This window comes from Nocardioides caricicola, assembly GCF_039541135.1.
GTDB classification, from domain to species: Bacteria; Actinomycetota; Actinomycetes; order Propionibacteriales; family Nocardioidaceae; genus Nocardioides; species Nocardioides caricicola.
On the sequence record NZ_BAABFQ010000005.1, the window covers coordinates 96,471 to 109,298 of the forward strand.

The window sequence follows — 12,828 nt, forward strand, 5'->3', positions numbered from 1 at the left end:
GCCTAGGACAAGCCGAGAGGCGGACGACCCGATCAGATCAGCTGTAGAACGCGTCGATGCGGGCCTTGTTGTTGCCCTCGACGACGTTGCGCTTGACCTTCATCGAGGGGGTCAGCTCGCCGGACTCGATGGTCAGGTCGTGGTCGAGGATCTCCCACTTCTTGATGGTCTCCCAGCGGTTCAGGCGGGAGTTCAGCTCGTCGACGTAGCCGCCGACCATCGTCTTGACCGCGTCCGAGGTGACGATCTCGGTGTACGACTTGCCGGCCATGCCGTTCTCCTCCGCCCAGGCCGCCATGGCGTCCGGGTCGAGGGTGATCAGCGCGACCACGAAGTTGCGCTCGCTGCCGAACACCAGGAACTGGCTGGTGTAGGGGCAGATCGCCTTGAACTTCGACTCGATCGCGGTCGGGGCGACGTACTTGCCGCCCGAGGTCTTGAAGAGGTCCTTGATCCGGCCGGTGATCGTGAGGAAGCCGTCGGCGTCGAGGCTGCCCTTGTCGCCCGTGTGCAGCCAGCCGTCGGAGGTCAGCGTCTTCGCGGTCTCCTCCGGCAGGTTGTGGTAGCCGGCCATGATGTGCGGCCCGCGGAGCATGACCTCGTCGTTCTCACCGATCTTCACCTCGCTGCCGGGCAGCGCGTGGCCGACGGAGCCGATCTTGTAGCGGCTCGGGTGGTTGACCGTGGCGCCGGCGGAGTTCTCGGTCATGCCGTAGCCCTCGAGGATGAGGATGCCGGCGGCGTGGAAGAACTCGGCGATCTCGGAGTTCAGCGCGGCGGAGCCGGAGATGAAGAACCGGACCCGGCCACCGAAGCGGGCGCGCACCTTGCTGAACACCAGCTTGTCGAAGAGGCCGTGCTGGAGGTTCAGCATGAACGGCACCGACTTGCCCTCGAGCTTGAGCTTGTCGACCTTGATGCCGACCTCGAAGGCCTTGTTGAAGATCTTCTCCTTGGCGCCGCCCTCGGCGGCCTGCATCATCACGATCCGGCTGTGCGCCTTCTCGAAGATGCGCGGCGCCGCACCCATGAACGTCGGCTTCACGATCGCGCAGTTGTCCACGATCTTCTCGACCCGGCCGTCCACGGCGGTCGCGAAGCCGCACGCGAGCTGGGCGGAGAGCAGCACCTTGCCGAACGAGTGCGCCATCGGCAGCCAGAGGAACTGCAGGTCGTCCTCGTGCAGGATGTCCTGCACCTGGATCGCGGTGCCCTCGTAGACCCACGAGCGGTGCAGCAGCCGCACGCCCTTCGGGCGACCGGTGGTCCCGGAGGTGTAGATCAGGGTGGCGAGCTGGTCCGGCGCGATCGAGCGCGCGGTCTCCTCGACGACGCCGGCGTGGTCGGCGAGGTAGGCCTCGCCGAGCTTGGCGAGGTCGTCGAGGCCGATCACCCAGTCACCGTCGACGGTGCCGTCGAACGTCACGACCTTGCCGACGTGCGGCAGCTCGGCCTTGTGCTCCTTGAGCTTGGCGATCTGCTCGTCGTCCTCGGCGAAGACGACCTTGCTCTCGGAGTCACCGAGGATGTACGCCGTGTCCTCGGAGTTCGTCGACGGGTAGACCGTGGTCGTCGCGCCGGCGGCGCACATGATCGCGAGGTCGGCGAGGATCCACTCGTAGCGGGTCCCGGACACGATGCCGACGCGCTGCTCCGACTGCAGCCCGAGCGACAGCAGGCCGGCCGCGAGCTTCTCCACCAGGTCGCCCACTTGGCTCCACGTGACCGACTCCCACGCCTCACCGCGCGGGTAGCGGAACGCCTCCTTGGAGCCGGAGGTGGCGACGCGGTCCAGGAACTGGACCGCGACGTTCGGGGTCAGGTTGTCCACGAAGGACGGGTCGAAGTTGGGCGCCTGGCTGGCCTGGGCGGTCATGGTCACTCCTGCGAGGTGGCCGAGAGGAACGGGGTTGCGGAGTAACCTAGATCACGAACCCAACTCACGGGTAGCAAGTCCCCCAGGTCAGCGTGCCGCCATCCGCTGGCGGAACATCGCGGTCACCGTGAGCCCGTGCCCAGGGCGGTGCAGGACCTCGATCCCGTCGCCGGCCGCGAGCTCCCCCTCACGCACGACGCGCAGGTAGGGACCGGGCCGACCGGCGGCCGTGAAGCGCGCGGCCCAGCCCCGGTTGTCGAGGCCCGAGACCCGCAGCCAGGAGCTGAACGTCTGGCACGGCGTGCGGATGCCGGCGACCTCGAGCTCCGCGGAGCCGATCCGCCAGCGCTCGCCGATCTCGGCCTCGTTGACGTCGATGCCGGCGGTCGTGAGGTTCTCGCCGAAGAACCCGTCGGGCAGGGTGCTGCCGAGCTCGTCACCCCAGCGGTCGAGGTCCTCGCGGGCGAAGGCGTAGACCGCCTTGTCCACTCCCCCGTGGTGCTTGCGGTTCGAGACCTGGTCGCCGTCGAGCCCGAGCGCGCGCACGGCCACCGGCCCGGTGACCGGGCGCTTCTCGATGGCGGTACGCCGACCGCGGGTCCAGGAAACCTGCTGCGGCGTACCGACGTTGACGGATGCGACGACGGGGGCGGACGCTGTCACGCCCCCATCGTCGCAGGCCGGTCAGGGCGCCGTGGTGACCGTGACGAGCGGGTCGGCGGCGTCGCCGGTGCTCGTGACGTACGTCGCCGCCGCCGCGTCACCGAGCTGGGCGCGCAGCCAGAGCGCGGCCCACCGGGCCGCCTCGTCGATCGACTGCGACTGCGACAGCGACTGCGGTCCGACCTCGGGGTCGGCGCCCGACGGGTTCTGGGTGTTGGTGATCCCGTAGTGGTTGGCGCCGCTCAGCCGCACGATCTGCTTCGGGCCGTTCTGGATCTTCGAGAACGTCGTCTCCGCCTGCGCGGGCTCGGCGACGCCGTCCTCCTGGCCCTGGACCAGCTGGACCGGGATCTTGTTGTTCACGTTCGCGTACGAGCCGAGGAACTCGTTGTGCGTGCCGTAGAACGAACCCGCCTTGACCTGGCTCGGGAGCGTGAACGTGAGCCCGGTGCAGAACGGGATGGAGCACTTGCTCTCGGCGATCGACAGGCCGGTCGCGCCCCCGAAGGAGTGGCCGAGCAGCACCAGCGTGCTCGTGTCGATGTGGCCCTTGAGCGGCGACGTGGCCAGCGCGTTCTCGGTGGACATCCAGCTGAGCGTCTCGCCGATCTGGCTGGTCGAGGTGTAGTAGTCGAGGCTGAAGAAGTTCAGGCGGCGGTGGTTCGGCGTCACGACGACGAAGCCGTACGACGCGACCTCCGCGGCGTACTCCGCGTAGTGCATCCGGTGCACCTTGCCGCCCTGGAGCAGCAGCGCGACCGGCAGCGTCCCGGTCGGGTTCGTCGGGTAGTAGACGTTGGTGCCGTCGTTGGTGATCTGCGAGTGGTACGTCGAGACCGCGACCTGCGAGACCGGCGAGACCGGGTCGGCCTGGGCGGCGAGCGGGGCGGCCACCGGCACGGCGAGGCCGGTGAACGCGAGGGCCAGGGCTGCGAGGAGCGAGCGTCGGCGGGGGGACCGAATCATGCTGTGCACCTTTCCTAGATGATATATCGTGCACAGATTGGCGAATGGGCCGGCCGACTGCCCAGCACCGGTCTCGCAGGCCGGACGGGTCAGTCCTGGACCGACTTCGCGATCGACACGTAGCGCGAGGTCCGATCCGCATCGCCGGCCGCGCGGACGACCGCTCGGAGGACCACCCAGTCGCGGGCCCGCTCCTCGTCGAGCCCGGCCGCGTCGATCGCGGCGTGGAAACGCGCCCGCACGCCCCGGCGGATGTCCCCCGCCAGCTCGTCCCAGCGGTTCCAGAGCAGCGGCGCGACCTCGTAGTGCGGGTCTCCGCTGAGCGGCTTCGGGCCGATCGCCAACCACGGCTCGCGGTCGCCGGCGAGCACGTTCGCGTAGTGCAGGTCGGTGTGGACCATCCGGCCGTCGGTGTCCGGGTCGGTCGCGAACGAGCGGCCGAGCGACACCGCCTGCTCCACCAGGCGACGCGGCAGCGGGGCGTCGGCGAGCCCGCCGACCCAGCCGAGCACCTCCTCCGAGAGGCGCGGCAGCTGCGGCGGCGCCGCGATGTGCAGGCGCGCGTAGAGACCGGCGACGACCTCGCACGCCTCGACGTCCCAATGGTCCGCGAGGTCCTCGCGGTGCAGTCGCTCGAGGAGCAGCGCGTACCGGTGCGGGTCGGCCCGCAGCAGCTGGACGGCGCCGCGCCCGTGCCAGTGCTGGAGCGCGAGGTGCTCGTGCTCGGTCGCCCTGTGCGGCCAGCCCACCTTGAGCGCCGCCGGGCGGCCGCTCCCGGTGCGCACCGGGACGACGACCGCGCAGGACCCGTGCGCCGGCTCACCGTCGACGGCCAGCTCCCACTCGTCGACGAGGTCGCGCAGCAGCGCCGGGAGCCGGTCGAGCCAGGCCGCGAACTCCGGGCCGCGTGCGGCGTACGCCAGGAACGACTCGGGCAGCTGCACTACTTCTTGGTCTTCTCCGTCGGCTGGGTGGTGGCGAGCGCGGCGACGAAGGCCTCCGGCGGCACCTCGACGGTCCCGATGTTCTTCATCCGCTTCTTGCCGGCCTTCTGCTTCTCGAGCAGCTTGCGCTTGCGGGTGATGTCGCCGCCGTAGCACTTGGCGAGCACGTCCTTGCGGATCGCGCGGATGTTCTCGCGGGCGATCACCCGGGCGCCGATGGCGGCCTGGATCGGCACCTCGAACTGCTGCCTCGGGATCAGCTCCTTGAGCTTCCCGGCCATCATCACGCCGTAGGCGTACGCCGCGTCCTTGTGCACGATCGCCGAGAAGGCGTCGACGGGCTCGCCCTGGAGCAGCACGTCGACCTTGACCAGGTCGGCGGCCTGCTCGCCGGAGCGCTCGTAGTCGAGGGAGGCGTAGCCCTTGGTGCGCGACTTCAGCTGGTCGAAGAAGTCGAAGACGATCTCGCCCATCGGCAGCGTGTAGCGCATCTCGACCCGGTCCTCGGACAGGTAGTCCATGCCCTGCAGGGTGCCGCGCTTGGTCTGGCAGAGCTCCATGATCGTGCCGATGTAGTCGGACGGGCTGAGGATCGTGGCGCGGACCACGGGCTCGCGCACCTCGGAGATCTTGCCGTCGGGGAACTCGCTCGGGTTGGTGACCTGCACCTCCGAGCCGTCCTCCATCGCGACCTCGTAGACGACGTTCGGCGCGGTCGAGATCAGGTCGAGGCCGAACTCGCGCTCGAGCCGGTCGCGGGTGATCTCCATGTGCAGCAGGCCGAGGAAGCCGCAGCGGAAGCCGAAGCCGAGCGCGCCGGAGGTCTCGGGCTCGTAGGTGAGCGCGGCGTCGTTGAGCTGGAGCTTCTCCAGGGCCTCGCGCAGGTCGCCGAACTGGTCGCCGTCGATCGGGTAGAGACCGGCGTAGACCATCGGGTTCGGGTGCTTGTAGCCGCCGAGCGCCTCGGTGGCGCCACCGTGCTGCACGGTGACGGTGTCACCGACCCGGGACTGGCGGACGTCCTTCACGCCGGTGATGAGGTAGCCGACCTCGCCCACGCCGATCTCGCCGGCCTTGACCTGCTCGGGGCTGATCACGCCGAGCTCGAGGAGCTCGTGGGTGGCGCCGGTCGACATCATCTTGATGCGGTCGCGGTGGGTGAGCTTGCCGTCGACGACCCGGACGTAGGTGATCACGCCCCGGTAGGTGTCGTAGACCGAGTCGAAGATCAGGGCCCGGGCCGGCTTGTCGGCCTCGCCGACCGGCGGCGGGGTCTCGTTGACGATGTGGTTGAGCAGCGCCTCCACACCGAGACCGGTCTTCGCGCTGACCTGGAGCACGTCGCTGGGGTCGCACCCGACCAGCCCGGCGAGCTCCGCGGCGTACTTCTCCGGGTTCGCGCTCGGCAGGTCGATCTTGTTGAGCACCGGGATGATGTGCAGGTCCGCGCCCATGGCGAGGTAGAGGTTCGCCAGCGTCTGCGCCTCGATGCCCTGGGCCGCGTCGACCAGCAGGATCGCGGCCTCGCAGGCCTCGAGCGACCGGGAGACCTCGTAGGTGAAGTCGACGTGCCCGGGGGTGTCGATCATGTTGAGCACGTAGGTGCCCGGCTCCGCGCCCTCGGCGTTGCCCTCCGGCACCGTCCAGGGCATCCGGACGGCCTGGCTCTTGATCGTGATGCCGCGCTCGCGCTCGATGTCCATCCGGTCGAGGTACTGCGCCCGCGCAGCCCGCTCGTCGACGACGCCGGTCAGCTGCAGCATCCGGTCGGCCAGGGTCGACTTGCCGTGGTCGATGTGGGCGATGATGCAGAAGTTCCGGATGATCGCCGGTTCGGTCTGCCCCGGCTGGGGGGCGCGTGGGTCAGGCATGGTGCCCCCATTGTCACCTGTCGGGGGTGGCCGCGACCAATCGGATGACAAGAGCCGACAACCGACTCGCCCTCGGGGCCGCGTGCAGGGAGGATGCTCGCGTGACCGCCGCCGTCCCCATCCCGACCACCATCCCGCACGGGAGGACCGCTCGTCGCCTCGAGTGGCCGCACCTGCCGCCCCAGATCCGCGCGGCCATCGAGCGCCGCTGCGGGTCGCCGGTGAGCGCGGCGGCGTCGCAGGGAGCGGGCTTCACGCCGGGGTTCGCGTCCGTGCTGACCTGCGAGGACGGGTCGCGGCACTTCGTGAAGGCGGCCTCGCTGAAGGCGCAGCGGGCGTTCGCCGAGGCCTACCGCGAGGAGGCCGCGAAGCTCGCGACCCTCCCCGAGGGCGCCCCGGCCCCGCGGCTGTTGTGGACCCACGACGCCGACGACTGGATGGTGCTCGCCACCGAGTACGTCGAGGCGACGCAGCCGCGGCGCCCGTGGCGCGCCGCCGACCTCGACCGCGCGGTCGCGATGACCACGGCGATGGCCGAGGTCCTCACCCCGGCGCCCGCGACGCTGGAGCTGCCGACCTTCGCCGAGGAGTACGGCGACTGGCCGGCGTTCTGGGACCGGCTGCGCGCGGACCCGCCCGCCCTGCCTGCGCTGGAGGAGCACCTGGACGAGGCGGCCGCCCTGGCCGGCCGGTTCGCCGAGGTCACCGCCGGGTCGACGGTCGTGCACATGGACATCCGCGACGACAACATCCTGCTGGCGGCCGACGGGCGGGTGCTGCTGTGTGACTGGAACTTCCCCGTGGCCGGCGCGGCCTGGCTCGACACCGCGTTCTTGATGATCGGGCCGCGCGGCGACGGACACGACGTGGACGCGCTGCTGGCCGCGTCGCCGCTCACCCGGGACCTGCCGGCCGAGTCCCTCGATGTCGTGATCGCGCTGGTCACGGGCTACTTTCTGTACTCGGCCACGCAGCCGGTGCCGCCCACCTCGCCGCACGTGCGGGACGCGCAGCGCTGGCAGGGCGAGGTGTGCTGGACCTGGCTGGCCGAGCGGCGCGGCTGGGCCTGAGGCTCGATTTGGGCGGCGCAGCGGGCCTGCGCTAACCTTTTACGTCGCGTGTCTGGCTGTCCGCACGCCGTACGCACCACAGACATTTCCCTAACCACACCGACGACGAAGGCTCATCAAGTGGCGAACATCAAGTCCCAGATCAAGCGGAACAAGCAGAACGAGAAGCGTCACGAGCGCAACAAGGCCGTCAAGACCGGCCTGAAGTCCGCCGTCCGCAAGTTCCGTGAGGCCGCGGAGGCCGGCGACAAGGAGGCCGCGGTCACCCTCGGTCGCGACGCCGCCAAGAAGCTCGACAAGGCCGCCTCGAAGGGCGTCATCCACAAGAACCAGGCCGCGAACCGCAAGTCCGCGATCGCCAAGAAGGCCGCCGCTCTCTGAGCCGGCCCTCCGATCGGCCCGTCAGGACACTCGTCCTGGCGGGCCGTTTCGTATGTCGGCCCTGCCGCTCTCGGCCGTGCTTCAGCGGGGGTCGCGCAGCTCGGTGATCGTGAGGACCAGCCGCTCCAGCGTGTACGCCGGGTCGCTGGCCGCGCCCTTGATGTCGGCGTCGGCCGCGGCGATCGCGCGGATCGCGCGGGCGATGCCGCCGTCAGACCAGCCCCGGGACTGGTCGCGGATCGTGCGCAGCTTCCACGGCGGCACCCCGACCTCGCGGGCGAGGTCCGCCTCGCGCATGCCCCGCGGCGCGGACTTGTAGCGAGCCACCCCGCGCGCGCCGCCGGCGAAGGCCGAGGTGACCAGCACCGGCGCCGTACCGCCGTCGAGCGCCCAGCGCAGCTCCTCGAGGGCGGCCGTGCGCCGGCCCCAGAACGCCGCGTCGGCGACCGCGAAGGACTTGGCCTCCGCGCGACCGCCGAAGTACTGCTTCACCCGCGCCTCGGTCAGCGGCTGGCCCGGGAAGTCGTTGGCGAGCTGGTGGGCCGCCGCGGCCAGCGAGCGGAGGTCCTGCCCGACCGCCTGCACGAGGGTGTCGGCCGCCTCCTGCTCGATCGTGGCGCCGTAGCGGCGCACCTCCGCGGCCACGAACCCGGGGAACTCCGAGGGCCGCAGCTCGCCCGACTTCGACTCGGTGACGGCCGGGAGCTTGCGGAGCTTGGTGAGCGTGCCGGAGCCCTTCTGACCACCGCCGTGCACGAGCACGAGCGCGACCTCCTCGGCGGGCGCGGCGGCGTAGCCGAGCAGCCCCTCGACGGACTCGTCGGGGAGGTTCTCCAGGTTGCGCACCACCACGCAGCGGATGCTCGAGAACAGCGACGGCGCCGAGAGCTCGCCGAGGGTGGCCAGCGAGAGCTCGGAGGCCGAGGTCTCCGAGAACTCCGACTCGGCATCGTGGTGCCGCACGGCGTCACGGACCGCCGCGACGGTGCGCTCGTTGAGGAACTCCTCCTTGCCGGTCACCAGGGTGACCCGGCCGAGGACGTCTGCCGCGCGGGGTGAGCCTGCCATGGTGCGGCAACCCTAACGGGTGCCCACCGACAGCCCGTCGCCGTCCTCGATGACCGCGACGTCGCCGTCCAGGTCGGTGCGCAGCACCCGGGCCCCGGTGTCCTCGAGCGGCTCCAGCGTGCTGGCCGCGGGGTGGCCGTAGTCGTTGTCCTCCCCCACCGAGACCAGCGCGATGCGGGCGCCGAGGGACAGCAGCCAGTCCTGGTCCTGGTAGCGGCTGCCGTGGTGGGGCACCTTCAGCACGTCGACGCTCAGGCCGGGGTACGCCCGCGCCAGCGCGGCCTGGCCCGCGGGCTCCAGGTCGCCGGTCAGCAGGATCCGCACCCCCTGGACCTCGACGAGCAGCACCACGCTCGCGTCGTTGGCGGTGCTGCCGTCGCCGGGACCTGTGGTCGGTGAGTCCGGCGGCGGCCAGAGCGCCTGGAGCGACACCTGGCCGACCTGCCGGACGCTGCCGTACGGCGCGGGCGCCGGGTCGGCGAGCGCCTCGACCCGGGCAACGCCCGCGGGCGGATCCTGCAACCGGGTGCTCTCGACCGTGCCGACCGTGCGGCCGTCGAGCACGCCGGCGGTCCCGTCGACGTGATCGGCGTGGAAGTGGGTGAGCACCAGCAGCGGCACCGTGGTGATCTCCAGCCGGTCCAGGCAGGCGTCCACCGCCGCGGGGTCGGGGCCGGCGTCGACCACGACCGCCGCGTGCGCCCCGGCGTTCAGCACCAGCGCGTCACCCTGCCCGACGTCGCACGCGACCAGCAGCCAGCCGTCCGGCGGCCAGCCCGGCGTGGGCGGGCGGACCAGGACGCCGACGACCAGCACCGCGCAGCAGGCCAGCCCGGTGGCGGGGCGGCGGAGCAGGTAGGGCCCGACGCCCGCGATCACCACGACCACGACGGTCAGGACCGCGAGCGCGGCGGCGCTCGTGCCCCACCCGATCGCCGCCGTCGGCAGGTCGGCGCACCGGGTCGCCACCGCGACGATCCAGGCGACGCACCAGCCCGCGAGCGTGCCGAGGAGGCGCCCGCCGCCCGGCCAGACCAGGCCGACCAGGCCGCCGGTGAGACCGAGGACCGTCGCCGGCGCGACCGCCGGCGCGGCCGCCAGGTTGGCGGCGACCGCCACCAGGCTGACCTGCCCGGAGATCGCGGCCACGACCGGCGTGCAGGCGAGCTGGGCGGCGGCCGGGATCGCGATCGCCTCGGCGGCCCAGCGCGGCAGCCACCGCGCCATCGCGTCGCGCCAGCCCGGGGCGAGCAGCAGGATGCCGGCGGTCGCGAGCACGGAGAGCGCGAACCCGGCCGAGGCCGCGAGCCCCGGCTGCACCAGCAGCAGCACGACCACGGCCACCCCGAGGGCGCGCGTCCCGCGCCGGCGGCCGTCGGTGCCCATCGCGAACAGCGCCACCGTGCCCATGACCGCCGCCCGCAGCACGCTCGGCTCCGTGCGGGCGAGCAGCACGAACCCGACGATGCCCGCCGCGCCGACGACGTACAGCCACCGGCCCCGGACCCGGCACCACCGCGCCAGGATCAGCAGGAAGCCGACCACCAGGGTGAGGTTCGTCCCCGAGACGGCGAGCAGGTGCGTGAGGCCGGCCGTCCTGAAGTCGTCGGCCAGCGCCGGGTCCAGCCCGGTGTCGTCACCGTCGACGAGAGCCGGGACCAGCGCTCGCTGGGCGTCCGGGCGGTGCTCGACCGAGGCGCGGACCGACGCCCGCACCGCGGCAGCGCCGCGCCACCACACGTCGGGCGCGGCCAGCTCCTCGGGCGGCCCGCGCGCGCTCAGCACGGCGCCCAGGTCGTCGCCGTCGGACGGGGACAGCCGGCCGGAGGCCGCCACCGTGGCGCCCAGCCGGGCCGACTCCCAGGCGGGGTCGGCGAGCACCAGCACCGGGGACGACAGCGCGTAGGTGGCGCCCCGCCCGGTGACCTCCGTGACGTCGAGCCGGACCACGACGACCGGACCGTAGCGGCCTTCCGTCCGGCGCGGGTCCGAGGAGACCGTGCCGACCAGCTGGACCGCGGCGCCCTCGGCGGCCAGCCCGGCGACCGGGCTGCGCTCGAGCTGCTCGGTCCGCAGCGTGGTCACGGCGGCGACCGCGGCCAGCACCAGCGCAGCACCGAGCGCCGTACGGAGCCGGTCCTCGCGCCGCGCCCCGGCGGCGGCCAGGACGAGCGCGACCCCGATCGCGAGGCCGGGCACCCACCAGCCGCCCCACCGCGCCCCGAGCGCGCCGGCCCAGGCCGCCACCGCCAGCAACGGCATCCGCAGGTCCGGCACCGGAGGTCACACCGTGACATGAGGAGCCACCTGCGCGAGGGTCGCGTCACCGATGCCGACCACCTCGAGCAGCTCGTCGACCGCGGTGAAGCCACCGTGCTCGTCTCGCCAGGCGAGGATCGCCTGGGCGGTCACCGGCCCCACCTCGGGCAGCGCCTCCAGGTCCTCCTGGGTCGCGGTGTTGAGGTTCACCAGCGTGCCGCCGGGGTCACCGGTGGCCGCGGCGGCCGCGACACCCGCCGGCGGCACCACCCCGACGAGCACCTGCTCGCCGTCCACCAGCAGCCGCGCCAGGTTGAGGCTGGACAGGTCGACGCCGGGTCGCGCTCCCCCGGCCGCCTCGATCGCGTCGACCACCCGCGCGCCGCTGTCGAGCACGACGATGCCGGGGCGGCGGACCTTCCCCGCGACGTCGACCGTGACGCCGGCGGGCGACGGACTCGCGGTCACCGCGCCGGCCGCCGCGGGGCTCGCCTCCGCGAGCGGGCCCCCGGCCGCGGCTGCCGTGACCGGGCTCAGCGCGGGCGCCTCGATCTGCTCGGCGTCGCCGCGCACGACCCACCAGCAGGTGATCGCGAGCCCGGCGGCCACCAGGACCGCGACCACGGCCAGCTGCGCCGGACCGAGCGCGACCCGGCCGGCGGCGTGCCGGCCGGGCACGGGGACCGGTGGAGGTGGCTCGTGCCCGAGCTCGGCGCTCAGCAGCGCGAGCCGGCGGGAGACGGCTTCCTGGTGCTCGGGATGAGGGCGACGAAGGGGCATGCGAGCGACGCTAGGCAGCGCCGCCGACCGGGGGCGGAGCGCGACGGGACGCCTGTGGAGACCGGCGCTCGGAGGTGCGTTGTGGAGGGATTCAGGTCCGCGGCGCGACGCAGACCGCGATCATGCCCGGCCCCACGTGGGCGCCGAGCACGGCACCGAGCTCGCCGCACCAGACCTCGCGTCCGTCGAGGTTCGCCTCCAGCCGCTGGGCGAGCCGCTCGGTGAGCGCCCCGGCCCGCTCCGGGTTCGCCAGGTGCGCGACGCACACGTCGACCTGCTGCTCCCCGGCCGCCTGCACGGCGAGCTCCTCCAGCCGGGCGAGCGCCCGCCCGGACGTCCGCACCCGCTCGAGCGAGGCGACCTTGCCGTCCTCGATCTTCAGCAGCGGCTTCACCGACAACGCCCCACCGAGCAGCGCGGCTGCTGCGCCGATCCGGCCACCGCGGCGCAGGTACTCCAGCGTGTCGACGTAGAACAGCGACGACGCCGCGTCCGCCCGCGCGCGCGCCGCCTCGGCGGCCTCCTCCGCGCTCCCGCCCGCCTCGATCACGTCGGCCGCAGCGAGCGCGGCGTACCCCGTCGCGACCCCCACCTGCCGGGTGTCGACGGGCAGCACCGGCACCGACGCGTCGCGGGCCGCGAGCTGCGCGGACTCGAACGTCCCGCTCATGTCGCCGGACAGGTGGACCGACACGATCGCGGTGGCGCCGTCGGCGGCGGCCTTCTCGTAGACCTCCAGCAGCGCTGCCGGGCCGGGTCGCGAGGTGCTGACCGGCCTCCACTCCTTGAGCGCGGCCGCCACCAGCTCCGGGGTCGCGCCGTCCGCGCCCTCGTCGTACACGGTCGCGCCGATGACGACCTGCAGCGGCACGACCACGATCCCGCGCTCGGCCGCCACCTCCGGAGGGAGGCTGGCGGTCGAGTCCGTGACGATCACCACCGGCATGCGC

The 12,828-nt window shown here is 72.7% G+C and carries 11 protein-coding genes; 2 read left to right on the forward strand and 9 right to left on the reverse strand.

The window, feature by feature from the left end; translation table 11 throughout:
* Positions 1-37: 37 nt before the first annotated feature.
* The 5 genes from ABD875_RS08820 to lepA form a co-directional block, all read right to left on the reverse strand.
* The gene (locus ABD875_RS08820) at positions 38-1,876 is read right to left on the reverse strand and encodes an AMP-dependent synthetase/ligase (RefSeq protein WP_345173530.1); all 1,839 of its coding nucleotides are present in this window, start codon (positions 1,874-1,876) and stop codon (positions 38-40) included.
* A gap of 87 nt (positions 1,877-1,963) precedes the next feature.
* Entirely contained in the window at positions 1,964-2,539 is a 576-nt protein-coding gene (locus tag ABD875_RS08825) for an MOSC domain-containing protein (RefSeq protein WP_345173533.1), read from the reverse strand.
* 21 nt (positions 2,540-2,560) lie between these two features.
* Positions 2,561-3,505 carry an alpha/beta hydrolase family protein gene (locus ABD875_RS08830; protein ID WP_345173536.1) on the reverse strand — a complete coding sequence of 315 codons (945 nt, stop codon included), beginning with the start codon at positions 3,503-3,505 and terminating at the stop codon, positions 2,561-2,563.
* An 89-nt stretch (positions 3,506-3,594) separates the two neighbouring features.
* Complete coding sequence (locus ABD875_RS08835; RefSeq protein WP_345173539.1) at positions 3,595-4,449, reverse strand: aminoglycoside phosphotransferase family protein; 855 nt, start codon at positions 4,447-4,449, stop codon at positions 3,595-3,597.
* Entirely contained in the window at positions 4,449-6,320 is a 1,872-nt protein-coding gene (gene lepA, locus ABD875_RS08840) for a translation elongation factor 4 (RefSeq protein ID WP_345173540.1), read from the reverse strand. The genes ABD875_RS08835 and lepA overlap by 1 nt, the downstream gene beginning before the upstream one ends.
* A 101-nt stretch (positions 6,321-6,421) precedes the next feature.
* Here lepA and ABD875_RS08845 point away from each other — a divergent pair, with 101 nt between their 5' ends.
* Together ABD875_RS08845 and rpsT are read left to right on the forward strand one after the other, a co-directional pair.
* Positions 6,422-7,390, forward strand: coding sequence for a phosphotransferase family protein (locus tag ABD875_RS08845; RefSeq protein ID WP_345173542.1), 969 nt, complete (start codon positions 6,422-6,424; stop codon positions 7,388-7,390).
* Between the two features lie 120 nt (positions 7,391-7,510).
* Positions 7,511-7,771, forward strand: a complete 261-nt coding sequence (rpsT, locus tag ABD875_RS08850; RefSeq protein WP_243060806.1) for a 30S ribosomal protein S20 — start codon at positions 7,511-7,513, stop codon at positions 7,769-7,771.
* 81 nt (positions 7,772-7,852) lie between these two features.
* On the opposite strand, the gene holA is transcribed toward rpsT, so the two are convergent.
* From holA to ABD875_RS08870, 4 genes are all read right to left on the reverse strand, one after another.
* Positions 7,853-8,839 (reverse strand): DNA polymerase III subunit delta, encoded by a 987-nt coding sequence (gene holA / locus ABD875_RS08855; protein WP_345173545.1) that lies wholly within the window; start codon positions 8,837-8,839, stop codon positions 7,853-7,855.
* 12 nt (positions 8,840-8,851) lie between these two features.
* Positions 8,852-11,116 (reverse strand): ComEC/Rec2 family competence protein, encoded by a 2,265-nt coding sequence (locus ABD875_RS08860; protein ID WP_345173547.1) that lies wholly within the window; start codon positions 11,114-11,116, stop codon positions 8,852-8,854.
* A gap of 6 nt (positions 11,117-11,122) precedes the next feature.
* Entirely contained in the window at positions 11,123-11,878 is a 756-nt protein-coding gene (locus tag ABD875_RS08865) for a helix-hairpin-helix domain-containing protein (RefSeq protein WP_345173549.1), read from the reverse strand.
* 91 nt (positions 11,879-11,969) lie between these two features.
* Complete coding sequence (locus tag ABD875_RS08870; protein ID WP_345173551.1) at positions 11,970-12,824, reverse strand: DegV family protein; 855 nt, start codon at positions 12,822-12,824, stop codon at positions 11,970-11,972.
* Positions 12,825-12,828: the final 4 nt, after the last annotated feature.

What these genes read in the sequence shown, in the direction of transcription:
- holA (WP_345173545.1), bottom strand. Translation starts at nt 8,839, where the DNA reads ATGGCAGGCTCACCCCGCGCGGCAGACGTCCTCGGCCGGGTCACCCTG.
- ABD875_RS08870 (WP_345173551.1), bottom strand. Translation starts at nt 12,824, where the DNA reads ATGCCGGTGGTGATCGTCACGGACTCGACCGCCAGCCTCCCTCCGGAG.
- ABD875_RS08865 (WP_345173549.1), bottom strand. Translation starts at nt 11,878, where the DNA reads ATGCCCCTTCGTCGCCCTCATCCCGAGCACCAGGAAGCCGTCTCCCGC.
- lepA (WP_345173540.1), bottom strand. Translation starts at nt 6,320, where the DNA reads ATGCCTGACCCACGCGCCCCCCAGCCGGGGCAGACCGAACCGGCGATC.
- ABD875_RS08830 (WP_345173536.1), bottom strand. Translation starts at nt 3,505, where the DNA reads ATGATTCGGTCCCCCCGCCGACGCTCGCTCCTCGCAGCCCTGGCCCTC.
- ABD875_RS08820 (WP_345173530.1), bottom strand. Translation starts at nt 1,876, where the DNA reads ATGACCGCCCAGGCCAGCCAGGCGCCCAACTTCGACCCGTCCTTCGTG.